The organism is Rubrivirga marina, from assembly GCF_002283365.1.
GTDB lineage: Bacteria > Bacteroidota > Rhodothermia > Rhodothermales > Rubricoccaceae > Rubrivirga > Rubrivirga marina.
The window spans coordinates 4023030-4039932 of record NZ_MQWD01000001.1; the positions used below are offsets into that span (position 1 = coordinate 4023030).

Sequence of the window (16903 nt, forward strand, 5' to 3'; positions counted from 1 at the left end):
GATCGTCCGGACGGCCCCGAGGGCTGGGGTCGATCGCGGTCAGGCCCGCGAGATGTGGACCTCGTACTTGTCGTCGTCGACGCGGCGGCTGTTGACCTTGTGCTTGCCCTCGAAGTTGCGCCGCATGTAGTTGCGGACGCCCTGGACCTCGTTCTTGCTCGCCTGGAACGCGAGGACCTTGTCCTCCCCAAGCTCCTTGAACTGGTCGCCGATGGGCGAATACTTGCTACGGCGGGTCCCCCGTGCGCTGCGACGCTCGACGGCCTCCTTCGAGGAGAGGGTCTCGAACTCGAACGGGGTGCTCTTGCGGGATGTGCGGGCTTTCGCCATGGTGATAGGTGGTGTGGAGTGCGGAAGTCCGTGTCGCTTCCGTATTCCATGATACCCCTTCTCTAGCATGTGTTCCCAACGTGCCACGTATCCCGTCCCTACTCTCTCGCTCGACTTCCACTATACCCAGTAGATCCTGGGGCCCTCTCCGACCGTGACAGGAGCACTATTCAAGGGCAAATGAGAGACCGTCCTCCACGGGGCGAGCGTCTCACGTGAGCGACGGAGACGGCTGGAGGACTCGCTCTCGGGCGGTCGAGAGGACGAACCGCGGGACGACGCGGCTGTAGCGGCGCCAGAGCCTCCGGGGCTCCATCGCCAGCCGGAACGCCCATTCGAGCCCCGCCTGCTGGAGGACGGCCGGCGCCTGCCGAAGCAGCCCCGCGTGAAAGTCGAAGGCGGCCCCCACACCGAGGCACACCGCGCCGATGCGGTCGGCGTGGTCGGCGCACCACCGCTCCTGACGCGGACACCCGAGTCCGACGAACACGATCCGGGCGCCGGAGTCGCGGAGCCTCTGGACGTCGGCCTCGTCTTCCTCAGGGCTGAGGGGACGGAAGGGCGGCGAGATGGCCTCGACGATCCGGAGGCCCGGCGCGCGCAGCGGGAGCCGCCGCCGGAGCCGATCGATGACCTCCGGCGACGAGCCGTAGAGCGCGACCGGTACGGCGTCCCCGGCCGCGCGCCGCGCGACTTCCAGCATCGTGTCCGGACCGTAGACGCGGTCCGGTTGGTCCCCGCCGCGCGCGCGCATCTCGCGCACGATGCTCATCCCGTCGGGCAGGTTGAGGTCCGCGCGGTTGAGCGCGTCGGCGAACGAGGGGTCGTCAAGGGCCTCGACGACGCTGTGAGCGTTGGAGAAGCAGGCGTAGCGGGCCTCGCCGGCGCGGGCCCAGTCGAGGATCTGGTCGGCGGACTGGCCGGTCGAGCGCGCGTCGAAGCGGACGCCGAGGATCGAGATGGCGGACATGGGAATCTGTGGGGACGACCCGACACGGGCGAATCCCGGTCCGCAGGCGCCCTGCCCCCCTCCCGAGCCCCCCTGCGTCACGGAGCCTGCCCACCTCGGGGAAGTGAACGACCGGGGCGGGAGATCCCGGAGTTCGATCGCGCCGCCGGAACGGCCCCTCCCGGCGGCGGGTTGATTGACTCCCCTTCTCGCTGCCCCTCTTCCCCGCTGGCCCACGTCGTCTACGCGCTCTGCGGCCACGGCCGCGGGCATTCGTCACGCGCGCGCGCCGTCGCCGAGGCCCTCCGCCCGCGCGGCCACCGCGTCTCGTTCGCCGCCGACACGCCGGCCGCCGACCGGCTGTCGGAGGCGGGCGCCGTCTACCGCGTGCCCGGCCTCCGACAGGTCCTCCGCCGCAACCGCGTTCGGATGCTGGCCACGGCCCGCGCCAACCTCGACCTCACGTGGCGGAGCCCCGAGATCATCGCCGAGGCGGCCCGCTGGCTGGAGCGCGTCGGCGCCGACGTGGTCGTGGCGGACCACGAGCCGTTCGTCGGGCGAGCCGCCGCGTCGGTCGGCGTGCCGGTCGTCGCCCTCAGCCACCAGCTCGTGCTGACCGAGGCCCGGCCGCGCGCACCGCTCCGCCACCTCCCGGCCGCGCTCGGGACGGCCCTCGGCATCGGCATCCTCGCCCCGCCCGGACCGGCCGCACAGGTCGTCCCGTCGTTCTTCTTCCCGCCACCGCGGGCCGGGAGCGACGCCGTGTTCGTCCCGCCGATCCTCCGCAACGACGTGCTGGCGGCCCGGTCGCGCGCCGGCGGCCGGCTCCTCGTCTACGTCAACGAGGGCGACGGCATGACCCCCCTCCTCGACGCGCTCGCCGAGGTCCGCGTGCCCGCCGACGTGTACGGGCTCGACCCCGACATGGAGGCCCCGGAGGGCGTCCGCCTTCGCGCGCCGTCGCGCGCCGGCTTCCTGGCCGACCTCGCCGCGTGCCGCGCCGTCGTCGCCACGGCCGGCTTCACGCTGCTGTCCGAGGCGCTCCACCTCGGCAAGCCCGTGCTCGCCCTGCCCAACGCCGGGTTCTTCGAACAGACCGTCAACGCGCTGGCGCTCCGTGACCAGGGGCGTGGCGAGGCCGTGTTCGGCGACCTCACGGCCAAGGCCCTCCGAGGCTTCTTGGACCGCGCCGAGGCATACCGGCGGGGCGCAACTTCGGATGGGGCCGTCGGCCGTGAGCAGGCCGCCGACGCGATCGAGCGGGTCCTCGGCATCGCCCCCCGCTGCGCCGTTCCCGAACCGCTCGCCGAGGCGGCCTAGCTCGTTCCGCTGGCGGGGATGTGGGCGAGGGAGATGGGACCGTGGCCGAGCAGGCCCGAGTCGTCAGGAAGCTCCCGACTCTGGTCCTGTAGTCAGTTCGTGAGCGCCTCGAGAACCACTCAGGGGCACGGGTACGCGTCTCTGCCCGTTCCCATCTCCCGACCCCACACGCCCCGCCCGGCCCCTTCACCGGGTATTGCGGCGGCCCGGCGGAGGCCGCGGGTATCTTCAGCGGTTGCCGCCCCGGCCCTCGCCCATGACCCTCCCCGACTTCCACGGCCAGCAGCCGACCGGCCCCACGCCCGACCCCGCGTCGCGGCCCAAGGCCTCGGTCTTCGACAAGGCCACCCGCTTCTTCGACCCGGAGGGCGACTACGTCAAGGTCACGGAGGCCGGGCTCTACCCCTACTTCCGGGCCATCGAGGTCAACGAGGGGAGCCGGGCGGTGATGGACGGCCGGGAGACCATCATGGCCGGGTCGAACAACTACCTCGGCCTGACGAGCGACCCGCGCGTGGTGCAGGCGGCGAAGGACGCCGTCGACCGGTACGGGACGGGGTGCACGGGGAGCCGCTTCCTGAACGGCACGCTCGACCTCCACCTCGAGCTCGAGGAGCGCCTCGCGGCGTTCATGCGGAAGGAGGCCTGCGTCCTGTTCTCGACCGGCTACATGACGAACCAGGGCCTGCTGCAGTCGGTGGCCCAGCGCGGCGACGTCATCTTCTCCGACAAGGACAACCACGCCTGCATCCTGGCCGGCCAGCAGGTCTCGGCCGCCGAGACCGTCCGCTACCGGCACAACGACCTCGACCACCTCCGGACGTTCCTCCAGCGGACCTCCGAGGAGCGGCCCGAGGCGGGCAAGCTCATCGTCACCGACGGCGTGTTCTCGATGTCGGGGACGCTCGCGAAGGTGCCGGAGCTCGTGGCCCTCGCCGAGGAGTTCGGAGCGGCGCTGATGCTCGACGACGCCCACGCCGTCGGCGTCGTCGGCGACGGCGGGCGCGGCTCGGCGAGCGTGTTCGGGCTGGAGGACCGGGTCGACCTCACGACGGGGACGTTCTCGAAGAGCTTCTCGTCGCTCGGCGGGTTCGCCGTGGGCGACGAGACCGTGATCGAGTACGTCCGCCACACGGCCTCGACCCACATCTTCTCGGCCTCGATGCCGCCCTCGGCCGTGGCGACGGTCCTGGCCTGCCTCGACATCCTCGAGACGGAGCCCGAGCGGCTCGACCGGCTCCAGGAGATCTCGGACTTCATGCGCGACGGGTTCCGGGCGCTGGGCTTCGACGTGTGGGCCTCGCAGACGCCGATCATCCCGGTCGTCATCGGCGAGATGTACCGGTGCTTCGAGTTCTGGAAGGACCTCCTCGACGCGGGCGTGTTCGCCAACGCCGTGATCCCGCCGGCCGTCCCCAAGGGCCAGTCGCTCATGCGGACGAGCTACATGGCGACGCACACCGACGCCGAGCTCCAGACGGTCCTCGACGCGTTCGAGCAGGTCGGGCTGAAGCACGGGATCATCGCGCCCGGCGGCAAGCCCGGGCCGGCGATGACGAACGGGCGGGCCTAGCTCTGCCCGCCTCGGCCCCGAGGCGGCGGGGGCCGATGGGCGGCGGGCGCTAGCTTCGGGCCGGCTCCCCTCTGCCCCATGCCCGACGTCACCGTCCGCCCCGTCCGCTCTGCCGCCGACCGAAAGGCGTTCCTCGACTTCCCGTACGGCCTCTACGCGGGCGAACGGCACTTCGTCCCGCCGCTGCGGATGGACCAGAAGAACGTGCTGGACCCGACGAAGAACCCCTTCTTCGAGCACGGGGCCGTCGAGCGGTTCCTGGCTGAGCGCGGCGGCGAGGTCGTCGGGCGGATCGCGGCCATCGAGAACGGGCAGCACCTCACGAAGTACGCCGACGGGAACGGCTTCTTCGGCTTCTTCGACGTGGTCGAGGACTACGCCGTGGCCGAGGCGCTCCTCGACGCCGCGGCCGGGTGGCTCCGCGAGCGCGGCCTCACGGGCGTCCGGGGGCCGACGAACCCGACCATGAACGACGTGGCCGGGCTCCTCGTGGGCGGCTTCGACCGGCCCCCGTCGATCCTCCTCCCGTACAACTTCCCGTATTACGAGGGCTTCCTCGAGCGGTGGGGCTTCGCGCGGGCCATGACGATGTGGGCGTTCTACGTCCACGAGGCGTACATCAACAAGGACCGGATGGAGCGGGGGGCGCAGATCGTCCAGCGCCGGAATCCGGGGATCACGGTCCGCTCGCTCGATCCGAAGCAGTTCGACGAAGATGTCGCGGCGGCGATGCGGATCTACAACCGGGCGTGGGCCGAGAACTGGGGCCACGTGCCGTACACCGAGCCCGAGGCCCTCCACCTCGCCAAGGAGATGAAGCCGGTGATCGAAGAGGACCTGTTCCTGTTCGCCGAGCTCGACGGGGAGCCCATCGCGTTCGCCGCCTCGCTGCCGAACCTGAACCAGGCGCTGAAGCACCTGCCGCGCGGCCGGCTCGCCTCGCTGGGTCTGCCGAAGGTGCTGGGCACGTGGAAGCTCGGCGGCGTCTACGAGATCCGGATGGCGCTGATGGGCGTCCTCCCGGAGCACCGGAACCTCGGCCTCGACGCGCTCCTCATCCACCACACGATCGTGAACGGCCAGCGCGACGGGTACCAGGCGGCCGAGCTGTCGTGGGTCCTCGACGTCAACAAGCCGCTCATCAACGCGCTCGAGAAGCTGGGCTGCACGCGGGACAAGGAGTACGCGATGTTCGAGGCGAGCCTGTGAGGGACCGGGGACGCGGGACGCGGGATAGGAGCCCCCTCCCCTCTCTCTCCTGATGCCGACGTTGCTGATCGTCGGCGGCGGCCACGCGAGCCTGCCGCTCCTCGCCCACGCCCGAAAGCTCGCCGAAGCGGCCGGGGCCGAGGTCGTCCTCGTCTCCGACCGGCCGGAGCTGTGGTACTCGGGGATGACGCCCGAGTGGCTCGGCGGCGTCTATACTCGCGCCGACGTGACGGTCCCGCTCGGGCCGATCTGCGAACGCGAGGGCGTCCGGTTCGAGGTCGGCCGCGCCGTCGCCATCGACCGCGACGCCCGAGAGGTCGAACTCGCCGACGGGCGTCGCGAGCGCTACGACGTGTTGGCGATCGACATCGGCGCGGTCAACCCGGGGCGGGACGAGGGAGACGGGACCGTTCGGACGAAGCCGCTGTGGCGGATCGAGGACCTCGGCCGGTTCCTGGAGGAGGACGCCTCGGACGGCGCCGACCGCCGGCTCGTGATCGTCGGCGGAGGCGCGGCGGGCGTCGAGGTGGCGCTCAATGTGACCGCCCGGCCCGGCCTCGGCACACTGGGGGTCATGGTCGTCGAACCGGCCGACCGGCTGTGCTCCGGCCTCCCCGCCCGGTTCGGCGCCTGGGCCGCCGACGCGCTCCGCCAACGCCGCGCCACCCTCCGCCTCGGGAGCCAGGTCGAGACGGCCGACACTGACGGCGTCCGGCTCCGGTCCGGCGAGACGCTGCCGGCCGACGCCGTGCTCTGGGCCACGGGGTCGGTCGGTAGCCCGCTGCTCGGCGAGGCCGGACTGGCCGTCACCGAACGGGGCTTCGCGCGGGTCGACCGCGGCCTCCGGTCCGTGTCGGACGGGCGGATCTTCGTGGCCGGCGACGCCGCAGCGGTGGAGGGCCACGAAGACTTGGCGCGGATCGGCGTCCACGCCGTGAAGCAGGGGCCGGTGCTCCGCGAGAACGTGGCCCGCGCGCTCGCGGCGCTCGCCGACCGGCGCGATCCGGCGGGCGCCGGGCTCCAGCCGTTCCGCCCCTACCCCGTCGCCCCCCTCCTCGTCTCGACGGGCGAGCCGACCGCGTGGTGGCTGGCGGGGCCCGTCGCGCTCCACAACGGGCCCGTCCTCCGCCTCAAGCACGCGGTCGACCGCCGCTGGATCGACCGGTATCGCGGCGGGGCCTCGTACGACGGCCACTGGGACGCCCGGAGCGCGTCCGGCCGGGGCTAGACTTCGGGCATGCCCCCCCGGCTCTCCCTCTTCCTGCTCCTCGCCGTCGCAGCTTGCCAGTCGGGGGACCGTTCGCCCCCCCCGACTGAGGCGGCCGCCCCCGCCTCGGCAGAGGTCCGGACCGACACCCCCCGGGTCGCGACGCCGCCGACGCCGTTCGACGCGGCCGAGGCCGTGTTCGACACGACGGAGCCGCCGGAGACCGTCGTCGAGATTCCTCCGACGCCGCCGTCGAGGCGGCCGGACCCGGCCCCGCGCCCCTCCCCTCCGACGCCCGTGCCGCAGGGCCCCGCCGGAAACTGCGACGTCCGCCGGACCGAGAGCTTCTGCTTCACCTACACCGGCGACGGCTGGACGCCCGAGACCGCCCGCGCCCAGTGCGCGAGCGCGCCCGACGCGTCGTTCTCCGCCGGCGCCTGCCCGACGACCGCGCGCATCGCCACGTGCACGTTCACGCGCGACTCGGCGCCGGGCCGCGAGATCGTCTACACATACTACAGCCCGTACGACCCGACGCTGGCGGCGCTCGCGTGCCCCGGCACGTTCGAGCGGATCGAATAGGCGTGGCCCCGGTCCTCGCTCACGCGGCTGGAGCGGATGAGCCCGAGGCCCCAGCCGTGCGCGAGCGCCTCGTACCACGAGCTGGCGCCGAGCTTGACGTAGAGTCCCGAGAGAACCTCCATGGCTGACTCCGCGCTCGTCCCGAGGGAGAGCGCGAGCGTTTCGGGCCGACCGCCCGTCGCGAAGTGCCGGAGCGCCTCCGACTCGTCGGCCGTCAGGAGCGCAGGCGTGTCGAGGGCAGCGGCGAACCACCGGCTCTCGCCTGCAGCGACTGCCCAAATTGCCTCAGCGATCTCCGAAACGGGCGCCTCCTTCGAGAGGTACCCGGCGGCGCCGGCCCGGAGGAGGTGGGCCACGTGGACGGGGTCGTTGTGGGACGAGAACGCGAGGACGCGACAGGACCCGGCGGCGACCCGCGCGGCCACCTCGACGCCGTCGATCCCGCCGGCCAGTTCGACGTCGAGGACGAGGACGTCGGGCTGGACGGACCGGACGAGGCGGACGGCCTCGGTGCCCGTGGCCGCCTCCCCGACGACCTCGATGCCCGGGGAGGCCCCGAGGGTGGACCGGAGCAGGGCCCGGAGGAGCGTGTGATCCTCGGCGAGGACGACACGGAGTGGGGTGTTCATCGATTCGTGGGCCGATTCGTGCGAGTGCCACAGTGTATCCCGCTGCCCTGGGTGTGCCATGGGCGTGGCCCGGGATCGCGGCTGTGCTTCCTGCACTAGTGCCCTAGCCCCCGGAACAGACGCCCGGGAGGGCGCCGGTCCGACTACCTTCCTCCCCCGACCCCACCCACTGTGCCCCGCCCGGCCCCTCGTCTCCCATCAGTTCGCTGCCTCGCTGCGCTCAGCTTGCTCTTCGCCGCGTGGATCATGAGTCTGCCCGCTCTGGCTCAATCGAGTTCGGGCGGTGTGGTTGTGGCCGGATCCGGTCTCGATGGACAGACAAACACCCTGTTCCGGTTTGAGGTGATCGAGAACGGGGTCGTCCGCATCGAGGATATGGGAAAGGCCACCGGACCGATCGATCCCAGGGACGGGCCGCCTGTGATGCCGGATTCTGCGCGCTCTGAGATGAGCCTATCCGAAGCGACGATGTCGTTGATCCTCGAGCGGATGCAGGAGGCGAACAGCGACGGACCACCTTCACGCCAGTTTGGTTTTCATCTCGAACGTGAGCGTTTGCGGCTCCAATTCGACCAGGGCCTCCCCATCTGGTTGGCAGTCCTAGGGACAATCGCTCTTCTGGGGACTGGCGGCACGGTTGTCGGCATTGCCCTGACGCGGAAGGAACGGAGGCGCTTGGCGGAGGAGGCAGCTTCCCGACAGCGCGCCCTGCATGCTCGTGAAGCCGAGCGGACGCGGATCGCACGCGAGCTCCACGACGGCCCACTCCAAGATGTCCACGCGCTGCGGCTTCTCTCCGGTACACAGAACGATGTGCTCGGGGAGGAGGCAGGCCGCATCGCACGCGAGCTCCGCGCGATCGCTGAGGGGCTACGACCGCCGGCTCTCGGCCGGTTTGGGCTCGCGGCAGCCCTCTCCGCCCACGCGAACCGGGTGAAGGAGCGGCACAAGGACGTGGCGGTCGCCCTCGATCTGGACGAGGACGACACGGGGCCGAACGCGATCCCCGACGTCGCACGCTCGGCCCTCTTCCGCATCGCCCAAGAGTCGATCACGAACGCGATCGAACATGGCAACGCCTCCCGAATCTTAGTCCGCCTCGATCTACCGGAAGCCGGGGGCCCCATCGTGCTCGACATCCAGGACAACGGCGAAGGCTTCCCCTGGGCGACCACTCTGCCGGACTTCGCTGCGCTCGCCGATGACGGCCACTTCGGCCTCGTCGGCATGCACGAACGCGTCGCGGCCATCGGCGGCACCCTCGTCATGGACTCCAACGGACTCGACGGCCGAGGCGCCCACGTTCGCGTCACTCTTCCCGACCTCCGCCGTATGGGCCTCTCGGACCCGCCGGTCCATCGCCCGCGCCACTTCGTCCCCGCCTAGCCCGGTCTGGATCATGTCTGCCGTCCCGCCAGTCCGCACCGTCCTGATCGACGATCACCCCGCCCTCCGCGCCGGCGTCCGCGCCGTCCTCGAGCAGACCGGCCGCATCGAGGTCGTCGCGGAGGCGTCGGATGGGGAGCGCGGCGTGGAGATCTGCCAGCGGCTGGAGCCGAACGTGGTGCTTCTCGACATGGAGATGCCGGGGATGGACGGGATCGCCGTGGCCGAGCGCCTCCGCGAACTCGCCGTCCCGACCCGTGTCCTGGCCTACTCCGCTTACGACGACGCGGCTTACGTCACGGCCATGCTCCAGGCGGGCGCGGCCGGGTACGTCACGAAGGACAAGCCCATGTCGCTCGTGGCCGAGGCCGTCGAGGCCGTCGCCCGCGGCGAGGGCCGGTGGTTCGTGAGCATCACGCCGCCGAACCCCGTCGACATCCCCATCTCGGACCGGGAACTCGACGTCGTCCGGCTGATGGCCCGGGGACGCGACAACAACGAGATCGCCGACGAACTCGGGATCTCCCCCAACACCGTTCGGAACCATGTGTCCGCGGCGTACGAGAAGCTCGGCGTATCCTCTTGGAGGCAGGCCGTCGCCTGGGCGTGGGAGCACGGGCTCGTGTAACCAACCGCCCTGAGCGGGTCTCGTCTCGAGCTTGGTGCGTGGGTACTACGGAAATCACGAGTCGCGCGCCATTGTGTCGGTGCTAGAAGGGGGTAGGCTCTAGTGCCTCACGCTCACGCCCCCACCATGCGCCCACGCTATAGCCTCCTCGCCCTTGCCGCCTTCGGCGTCCTCTTCGCCGGGTGTGACACGGCCCCCACCGCTTCGGACACGGCTGAGACCGTCCGCCTCGACGTCCAGGCCGCGCCCACGGGCGACGTCCTGTACGACCTCACGCCCCTCCGCCAGGGGGAGTCGTTCGACGTCGCGCTCGACGTCGGCGTCGACGACCTGACGCTCCGATCGACTCGCACGAGCGCCGGCTATGAGCTCGCATACGTCCCCGGCGAGATCAAGCCCGAAACCGTCGTGGTCTCCTACTTCGCCCACGGCGTCATGGTCGCCCAGTCGACGACCGACGGTGGCGAGCCAGTCGTCGCTGGCGCGGCCGCGGAGGGCCCCGATTCGTGGCACTACGTCTGGCGCGACGGGTCTTGGATCATCGCCAAGGACTACAACAACGACCTCACCAACGGCGACACCACCCCGTTCACGCTTCCCTCGGGCGAGGTCATCGAGGTCTCCGACGTGACGTTCACGCTGGTCGGCCTCGACACGCCGGCCCCGCAGGGCGTCCGGTTCGACGCGCCGCAACCGGTCGACGTCACCGCCCAGGCCTTCGGGCGCCCGCTCCGGTAACGGCCCCGACGGGCCCACCGCACGGTCTCGCGAGGCCCCGCTGCTCGGCAGCGGGGCCTCGCTCCGTTCTGTCGAGGTCGTCCGCCTCGGCGCCAAGGCGGTCAGAGCGGGAGGACCAGAACGATGCCCGACCCGGACACGGCGAGGTCCACCCGGCTGGCGACCTCGGTCAGCGCGCCGAGGCGGTCGCGGGTGCCGAGATACGCGACGCCGTCGAGGACGAACAGCCCGGCGCCCTGGAGCACGAGTGCGGCGCCGTGCCCACGCCACGCCGCCGGGTTCGCGACGCCACGGCCGGCGACGGCCAACAGCGTGCCGCCGACCGCCGCGTACCCCACGTTGAGACCGAGGTTGAGGAGGAGCACGTCCGCGTAGCCGTTCTCGGTGGCGAACGCCTGCGCCCAGTCTGCCGAGACATCCCCGAGGCCGGACATGAGCCCGACCGTGGCGATGCCTACGTTCACGACGCCCCACGCGCCCGACTGGAGCCCAAACGCCCACCGTCCCGGCTGGTCACCCCGATCCGACGCCAAGACCAGCGTCGCGCCACCGACGGCGTTCGCCAGCCCCCACGCGCCGACGCGCCACAGGTGGGCCTGCTGGTCCGTGCGGAGCGCCTGGGAGAGCGCCTCGACGTCGGGCCCCGAGAGGCCGGACTGGCCGGCGGCGACCGGGACGAACGTCAGAAGAGCGGCCGCAACGAGAAATGGGCGGACCCGGGACGGAGGCACGGAGGTTCGGGGAGGGCGCGTTCGCTCCAACCCCACCTGCCCGCCCGTGTTCGGCCGCCTCCTCCTGCTGTTCCTCATCGTCCCGCTCGTGGACCTCGCCCTGCTCGTCACGGTCGGCGAGCGGATCGGGCTGCTCCCGACCGTCGGCATCGTGGTGCTGACGGCCGTGGTCGGGTCGTGGCTCGCGCGGCGGGAGGGGACGGCGGCGTGGCGGCGCGTCCAGCAGAAGCTGGCGACGGGCGGTGTCCCGGGGCCCGAGCTCATCGACGGGGTCGTGATTCTGGTGGCCGGCACGCTCCTCCTCACGCCGGGATTCCTGACGGACGTCGCCGGCCTCCTCGGCCTGTTCCCGCCGACGCGGGCGATCGCCCGTCGCAGCATCAAGAAACGGTTTGAGCGCGCCGTCCGAAGCGGGAGCGTCCGCGTGGTCGCAGGCGGGCCAACGGGCACGCCGTTCGGGCCGTTCGGCGCGGCCCGTCCGCCCGTGGTCGAAGACGCCGAGGTGATCGACGACGGCTCCGGCACGCCCACCGAGGCCGACTCTCCCACGCGGTAGCGCCCGCCTCGGCGAGGGGATGGGGACGGTCGTCGGCGCGTGAGGGTCGCGTCAATCGCGCGGCCGCACCGAACGGGAGCCGCGCCGCGCCGTTGCCGCCGCATGCCGCCCTCCCCGCCGGCCGCCGACGCGGCCCTGTCCGACGCCGACCTCCGCCGCGAGCGGACGTGGGGGGTCGCCAACATGCTCGGCGCCGCGCTCGGGTTCAGCCTCATGGGGCTGGGCGTCAAGCTGGCCTCGGCGACGTTCCCGGCCATGCAGATCGTGTTCGTCCGGTCGGCCTTCATGACGGCCGTCACGGTCGCCGCTCTCCGCCACGCGGGCGTCTCCCCGCTGGGCGTCGACCACCGAACGCTGGCGCTCCGCGGCGTCTTCGGCGCCGTGGCGCTGAGCTTGTTCTACATCGGCATCAGCCGGCTGCCCCTCGGCGACGCCGTCACGATCCAGTACACCGCCCCCGTGTGGACCGGGCTCGTCGCGGCACTCCTTCTCGGCGAGCGCCTCCGCCCGATCGTGCTCCTCGGGACGTTCCTGTCGCTGGCCGGCGTCGTGCTCGTGGCCAAGCCGAGCGCGCTGTTCGGCGCCGACGCCGCGCTCGACGGGTGGGGCGTCGCGGCCGTGGGGAGCGCGGCGGTCCTCTCCGGGTTCGCGTACACGTTCGTCCGGAAGCTCCGCCAGACCGACCGGCCGATGACCATCATCTTCTACCTCTCGTGGATCGGGCTCGCGGGGGCGGCGCCGTTCGCGCTCGGCGGCACGTGGGTCTGGCCGACGGGCTGGGACTGGCCGCTCCTCCTCGGCATCGGCCTCGCGACCCACGCCGGGCAGGTCGGGCTGACGAAGGGGATGGCCCGGCTCGAGGCCGGGACGGCGTCGTCGATCGGCTACCTCCAGGTCGTGCTGGCGTTCGTGTGGGGCGCCCTCGTCCTCCACGACCCGATCGACGGCCTGAGCCTGCTGGGCGCCACGCTCGTCGTGTCGAGCGTGCTCCTCGTGGTCCGCCGCGCGCGCTCAGGCTGAGGCGGTCCGACTCCCCGACGACGCCGACACGGAGGCCCGGCCGGCGTGGGCTCTCGCTACGCTTCGGGCGAGGGCTCCGTGGCCGGCTCCGGATCGGGCACCGTGGCCGTCGCCTCGCGCGCCTGCATGGCCTCGTGGAAACGGCCCTGAGTGAGCAAGATCAGCACCACCCCGGCGATGATCGCAACGTCGGCGATGTTGCCGATGGGGAACAGGGCCACGTTCCGCCCGAATATCTGGCCCTGGTACACGTCGAAGTGGATGAAGTCGACGACGCAGCCGTAGAACAGGCGGTACGAGTCGGGCGGCGACGGCGGGCATTCGCCGAACGCGACGCCGTAGAACACCCGGTCGATGACGTTCCCGAGCGCGCCGCCGAGCACGAGCGCGAGGGCCATCCGGTACCCGAACGGCGCCCACCGCACGCGCCGGAGGTACACGAAGATGAGGACCGTCGCCGCGATCGAGAACAGCGTCAGGAACAGCTTGCTCCCGACCGTCAGCCCGAACGCCATGCCCGGGTTCTCGGTGAACGTGAACCGGAAGAGCTGCCCGACGACGGGGATCGACTCCCCGAGCTCCATGTTGTACTTGACGACCAGCTTGGTGATCTGGTCGACGACGACGAGGGCGAACGTGGCCCAGAGGACGCGCATGGATTCGGTCGGGTGAGGGCGCCCAACGGGCGGAAAGGGACGGGCGGGTCCTAGAGCTTGCGGACGGCGACGGGGAACGACTCGCCGCCGATCTCAACGTCGCGGACGAGGTCGCCAGCGGGCGTCTCTGAGACGACGAGCGACTCGGCCAGGGTTTCGGCGCGGACCGGATCGGCGAAGGCCGGAGCCAGCCCCCCGGTCGCTCCGGCTCCCCCCGCCTCGGCGCCGAGGCCGACGTAGCGGGCCAGGGCCGGCGTCGGGGCGAACTCGACGGCGATCCGGTCGGCCACGTCGAAGCCGGCCTCCTTGCGGAGCTGCTGGACGCGGTTGACGAACTCGCGCATGACGCCCTCGGCCCGGAGCGCGTCGTCGAGCGTCGTGTCGAGCGCGACGGTCACGACCAGCGTCGCGCCGCTCGGATCGATGAGCGTCTCCTGCCGCACGACGCGCCCCTCTACGCCCTCGGACACGACCTCGAGGTCGCCAGGCTCGAGAACGACGGACCCGCTCGGGAGCAGCAGCTCGAGCGTCCCCTCCGTCTCGTAGCGCGTGACCGAGTCCGTCTCGAGCAGGCGGATGGCGGCGTTCGCCTCCTTCATCTGCGGACCGAGCCGTCGGCCGAGCGCCTTGAAGTTCGGCTTCGCGCTCTTGACCACGACGCCCGAGTCGCCCGATGCCGTCTGGAGCGCCTTGACGTTGACCTCGTCGAGGACCACGTCCTCCACGCTCCGGAGCACGGCCTCGTCGACGCCCCCGACGCCGGTCACGACGAGCAGCGACGCGAGCGGCTGGCGGACGTTGATCGCGGCCTCGTTGCGCAGGGCGAGCGTCGCCGTCGTGACCGCGCGGGCGAGCGCCATCCGGCCCTCCAACTCGGCGTCGTGAGCCATCACGTCGGGCACCGGGTACTCCTGGAGGTGGACCGAGGCGGGCCCACCCAGCACCTCGTAGAGCCACTCGGCCACGAACGGCGCGACCGGCGCCATCATCCGGGACACGGCCTCCAGGCTCTCCCAGAGCGTGTCGTAGGCCGCGCGCTTGTCGGCGTCGTCGGCGCCCTTCCAGAAGCGGCGGCGGGAACGGCGGAGCCACCAGTTCGAGAGGTCGTCGACGAAGCCCTCGACGGCGCGGGTCGCGCGCGTCGGGTGGTACGCGTCGAGGGCCTCGACGGCCTCCGAGAGCGTCGACTGGAGCCGGCTCACGATCCAGCGGTCGAGCTCGGTCCGCTGGTCGAGCGGGACCGCCTCGGCGGCGTCGCGGACGTAGCCGTCGAGGCCGGCGTAGGTCGCGAAAAAGCGGTAGGTGTTGACGAGCGTCCCGAAAAACTTCCGCGTCGTCTCCTCGACGGCCGCGTCCGAGTAGCGGAGGTCCTCCCACGGCGGGGACGCGGACATCATCGTCCACCGGATCGGGTCGACGCCGTGGCGCTCGATGGCGCCGAAGGGCTCGACGGCGTTGCCCTTCGACTTCGACATCTTCTCGCCGTTGGCGTCGAGGACGAGCCCGTTGACGACGACGTTCTTGTACGCCAGCCGGTCGTCGACGAGCGCGGCGATGGCGTGGAGCGTGTAGAACCACCCGCGCGTCTGGTCGACGCCCTCGGCGATGAAGTCGGCCGGGACGTTGGCCTCGAACCGCTCGACGTTCTCGAACGGGTAGTGCCACTGGGCGAACGGCATGGCGCCCGAGTCGAACCACACGTCGAGGAGGTCGGGCACGCGGCGCATGGTGCCGCCCTGGCCGTCGGGCCACGTGATCTCGTCGACGTACGGCCGGTGGAGGTCGAGCCCGTCGTCGCCGAGGCGGGGGTTGAGGGCCTCGCGCGGGAAGTGCCCGCCAGCCTTCTCGCGGAGCTCGGCGATCGATCCGATCACCTCGATGAGTTCGGGGTCGCGGTCGCTCACCCAGATCGGGAGCGGCGTCCCCCAGTACCGCATTCGAGAAATCGCCCAGTCGACGTTGTTTTCGAGCCACTGCCCGAACCGGCCCGTCCCAATGCCCTCCGGCTGCCAGTTGACCTGTTGGTTGAGCTCGACGAGGCGGTCCTTGATCTCGGTCGTCCGGATGAACCAGCTCTCGACCGGGTACTGCATCAGCGGCGTCCCCTTCCGCCAGTCGTGCGGGTAGTTGTGGACGTAGCTGTCCTCGCGGTAGAGGAGGCCGCGCGCGGCGAGGTCGCGGATGATGGCGCGGTCGGCGTCCTTGAACCACATCCCGCCGATACCGCGGAAGTCGTCGGCGAAGCGGCCCTCGGCCGTGACCGGGTTGAGCGTCGGGAAGCCGTGCTTCTGGCCCGTCGCGAAGTCGTCCATGCCGAAGGCCGGCGCGGTGTGGACGATGCCCGTGCCGTCCTCTGTCGTGACGTAGTCGGCCGAGACGACGCGCCAGCCGTCGACGTCCGTGAGGTCCTCGCTGAGGTCCCACATCGGCTCGTAGCGGAGCCCGACGAGGTCGGCGCCCGTCATCTCCTGGACGACCTCGTAGTCGCCCTTGAGGATGGACGACGCCTGGCTCTTGGCCACGATCAGGAACTCCTCGTCCTTGGAGCCATCTTCCTGCTCCACCATCTGGCGGGCCTTGACGTAGTGGATCCGCTCGCCGACGACCATCGCCACGTTCGACGGGACGGTCCACGGCGTGGTCGTCCACGCGAGCAGCGACGTCCGCGGCTCCTCGACGAGGTGGGCGCGGACCACGATCGACACGTCCTGGACCTCCTTGTAGCCGAGCGACACCTCGTGCGACGACAGGACGGTCCCATTCGCCGGGCTGTACCACTGGATCTTGTGGCCCTTCGAGAGGAGGCCCTTGTCCCAGATCCGCTTGAGGAGATTCCAGACCGACTCGATGTAGTCGTTCTCGAACGTGACGTAGGGGTCGTCGAGGTCGACCCAGTAGCCCATCCGCTTGGTCAGGTCGTCCCAGAGGTCCTTGTAGCGGAGGACGGACTCGCGGCAGGCCGCGTTGTACTCGGCCACGCCGTACTCCTCGACCTGGTGCCGGCCCTCCAGCCCGAGCTCCTTCTCGACCTCGATCTCGACCGGGAGCCCGTGCGTGTCCCACCCCGCCTTCCGATCGACGCGGAAGCCCCGCATCGTCTTGTAGCGGCAGAACAGGTCCTTGATGGTCCGGGCCATCACGTGGTGGATGCCCGGCTTGCCGTTGGCCGTGGGCGGCCCCTCGTAGAACACGAAGTGGGGCGCGCCCTCGCGGATGTCGAGGGACTGGCGGAACGTGTCCTCGGCCTCCCAGCGGGCCAGGACCTCCTCCTCGACGGCGACGGGGTCGAAGCGGTCGACCTCGGGATAGCGGGGCATGTCGGACGTGCGGATCTCGGGGCCGGGAAGCTACCCCGCTCGCCCACCGGCCGACATGAAGCCCGGCCCGAT

16 protein-coding genes are annotated in these 16903 nt (G+C 71.4%); 10 read left to right on the plus strand and 6 right to left on the minus strand.

What is annotated here, in order from left to right:
- Positions 1–39: 39 nt before the first annotated feature.
- Together BSZ37_RS17165 and BSZ37_RS17170 are read right to left on the minus strand one after the other, a co-directional pair.
- On the minus strand, positions 40–330 hold the full coding sequence (locus tag BSZ37_RS17165; RefSeq protein ID WP_095511726.1) for a hypothetical protein: 291 nt from the start codon (positions 328–330) through the stop codon (positions 40–42).
- 211 nt (positions 331–541) lie between these two features.
- A complete protein-coding gene (locus tag BSZ37_RS17170; RefSeq protein ID WP_095511727.1) occupies positions 542–1300 on the minus strand; it encodes a WecB/TagA/CpsF family glycosyltransferase in 759 nt (252 codons plus the stop codon).
- Between the two features lie 171 nt (positions 1301–1471).
- Here BSZ37_RS17170 and BSZ37_RS17175 point away from each other — a divergent pair, with 171 nt between their 5' ends.
- From BSZ37_RS17175 to BSZ37_RS17195, 5 genes are all read left to right on the plus strand, one after another.
- Positions 1472–2599, plus strand: coding sequence for a glycosyltransferase family protein (locus tag BSZ37_RS17175; RefSeq protein ID WP_179299723.1), 1128 nt, complete (start codon positions 1472–1474; stop codon positions 2597–2599).
- A 256-nt stretch (positions 2600–2855) separates the two neighbouring features.
- A complete protein-coding gene (locus BSZ37_RS17180; RefSeq protein WP_095511729.1) occupies positions 2856–4172 on the plus strand; it encodes an aminotransferase class I/II-fold pyridoxal phosphate-dependent enzyme in 1317 nt (438 codons plus the stop codon).
- Positions 4173–4250: 78 nt separating this feature from the next.
- Positions 4251–5381, plus strand: a complete 1131-nt coding sequence (locus BSZ37_RS17185; protein WP_095511730.1) for a GNAT family N-acetyltransferase — start codon at positions 4251–4253, stop codon at positions 5379–5381.
- Between the two features lie 52 nt (positions 5382–5433).
- The gene (locus BSZ37_RS17190; RefSeq protein WP_095511731.1) at positions 5434–6609 is read left to right on the plus strand and encodes an NAD(P)/FAD-dependent oxidoreductase; all 1176 of its coding nucleotides are present in this window, start codon (positions 5434–5436) and stop codon (positions 6607–6609) included.
- Positions 6610–6618: 9 nt separating this feature from the next.
- On the plus strand, positions 6619–7170 hold the full coding sequence (locus BSZ37_RS17195) for a hypothetical protein (protein WP_095511732.1): 552 nt from the start codon (positions 6619–6621) through the stop codon (positions 7168–7170).
- Here the strand turns inward: BSZ37_RS17195 and BSZ37_RS17200 are convergent.
- Positions 7104–7799 carry a response regulator gene (locus BSZ37_RS17200; protein ID WP_179299724.1) on the minus strand — a complete coding sequence of 232 codons (696 nt, stop codon included), beginning with the start codon at positions 7797–7799 and terminating at the stop codon, positions 7104–7106. The genes BSZ37_RS17195 and BSZ37_RS17200 overlap by 67 nt on opposite strands.
- Before the next feature lie 225 nt (positions 7800–8024).
- Here BSZ37_RS17200 and BSZ37_RS17205 point away from each other — a divergent pair, with 225 nt between their 5' ends.
- The 3 genes from BSZ37_RS17205 to BSZ37_RS17215 all read left to right on the plus strand — a co-directional run bounded on the left by BSZ37_RS17205 (position 8025) and on the right by BSZ37_RS17215 (position 10551).
- Positions 8025–9185 carry a sensor histidine kinase gene (locus BSZ37_RS17205; RefSeq protein WP_095511734.1) on the plus strand — a complete coding sequence of 387 codons (1161 nt, stop codon included), beginning with the start codon at positions 8025–8027 and terminating at the stop codon, positions 9183–9185.
- 13 nt (positions 9186–9198) lie between these two features.
- Positions 9199–9813 carry a response regulator gene (locus BSZ37_RS17210; protein ID WP_095511735.1) on the plus strand — a complete coding sequence of 205 codons (615 nt, stop codon included), beginning with the start codon at positions 9199–9201 and terminating at the stop codon, positions 9811–9813.
- 126 nt (positions 9814–9939) lie between these two features.
- Positions 9940–10551, plus strand: coding sequence for a hypothetical protein (locus BSZ37_RS17215; protein ID WP_095511736.1), 612 nt, complete (start codon positions 9940–9942; stop codon positions 10549–10551).
- 101 nt (positions 10552–10652) lie between these two features.
- On the opposite strand, the gene BSZ37_RS17220 is transcribed toward BSZ37_RS17215, so the two are convergent.
- Positions 10653–11282 (minus strand): DUF6992 family protein, encoded by a 630-nt coding sequence (locus BSZ37_RS17220; protein WP_095511737.1) that lies wholly within the window; start codon positions 11280–11282, stop codon positions 10653–10655.
- Positions 11283–11328: 46 nt separating this feature from the next.
- On the opposite strand from BSZ37_RS17220, the gene BSZ37_RS17225 reads away from it, so the two are divergent.
- Together BSZ37_RS17225 and BSZ37_RS17230 are read left to right on the plus strand one after the other, a co-directional pair.
- Positions 11329–11838 carry an FxsA family protein gene (locus BSZ37_RS17225; RefSeq protein WP_095511738.1) on the plus strand — a complete coding sequence of 170 codons (510 nt, stop codon included), beginning with the start codon at positions 11329–11331 and terminating at the stop codon, positions 11836–11838.
- A 102-nt stretch (positions 11839–11940) separates the two neighbouring features.
- Complete coding sequence (locus tag BSZ37_RS17230) at positions 11941–12858, plus strand: DMT family transporter (RefSeq protein WP_095511739.1); 918 nt, start codon at positions 11941–11943, stop codon at positions 12856–12858.
- A 56-nt stretch (positions 12859–12914) separates the two neighbouring features.
- Here BSZ37_RS17230 and BSZ37_RS17235 read toward each other — a convergent pair whose 3' ends face one another.
- Together BSZ37_RS17235 and ileS are read right to left on the minus strand one after the other, a co-directional pair.
- Positions 12915–13514 carry a signal peptidase II gene (locus BSZ37_RS17235; RefSeq protein WP_095511740.1) on the minus strand — a complete coding sequence of 200 codons (600 nt, stop codon included), beginning with the start codon at positions 13512–13514 and terminating at the stop codon, positions 12915–12917.
- A gap of 50 nt (positions 13515–13564) precedes the next feature.
- Entirely contained in the window at positions 13565–16831 is a 3267-nt protein-coding gene (gene ileS, locus BSZ37_RS17240; RefSeq protein WP_095511741.1) for an isoleucine--tRNA ligase, read from the minus strand.
- Positions 16832–16903: the final 72 nt, after the last annotated feature.

Bases quoted from the DNA above. Each gene is read 5' to 3' on its own strand.
- BSZ37_RS17165 (WP_095511726.1), bottom strand. From the start codon at position 330: ATGGCGAAAGCCCGCACATCCCGCAAGAGCACCCCGTTCGAGTTCGAG.
- BSZ37_RS17170 (WP_095511727.1), bottom strand. From the start codon at position 1,300: ATGTCCGCCATCTCGATCCTCGGCGTCCGCTTCGACGCGCGCTCGACC.
- BSZ37_RS17180 (WP_095511729.1), top strand. From the start codon at position 2,856: ATGACCCTCCCCGACTTCCACGGCCAGCAGCCGACCGGCCCCACGCCC.
- BSZ37_RS17185 (WP_095511730.1), top strand. From the start codon at position 4,251: ATGCCCGACGTCACCGTCCGCCCCGTCCGCTCTGCCGCCGACCGAAAG.
- BSZ37_RS17190 (WP_095511731.1), top strand. From the start codon at position 5,434: ATGCCGACGTTGCTGATCGTCGGCGGCGGCCACGCGAGCCTGCCGCTC.
- BSZ37_RS17195 (WP_095511732.1), top strand. From the start codon at position 6,619: ATGCCCCCCCGGCTCTCCCTCTTCCTGCTCCTCGCCGTCGCAGCTTGC.
- BSZ37_RS17200 (WP_179299724.1), bottom strand. From the start codon at position 7,799: ATGAACACCCCACTCCGTGTCGTCCTCGCCGAGGATCACACGCTCCTC.
- BSZ37_RS17210 (WP_095511735.1), top strand. From the start codon at position 9,199: ATGTCTGCCGTCCCGCCAGTCCGCACCGTCCTGATCGACGATCACCCC.
- BSZ37_RS17215 (WP_095511736.1), top strand. From the start codon at position 9,940: ATGCGCCCACGCTATAGCCTCCTCGCCCTTGCCGCCTTCGGCGTCCTC.
- BSZ37_RS17230 (WP_095511739.1), top strand. From the start codon at position 11,941: ATGCCGCCCTCCCCGCCGGCCGCCGACGCGGCCCTGTCCGACGCCGAC.
- BSZ37_RS17235 (WP_095511740.1), bottom strand. From the start codon at position 13,514: ATGCGCGTCCTCTGGGCCACGTTCGCCCTCGTCGTCGTCGACCAGATC.
- ileS (WP_095511741.1), bottom strand. From the start codon at position 16,831: ATGCCCCGCTATCCCGAGGTCGACCGCTTCGACCCCGTCGCCGTCGAG.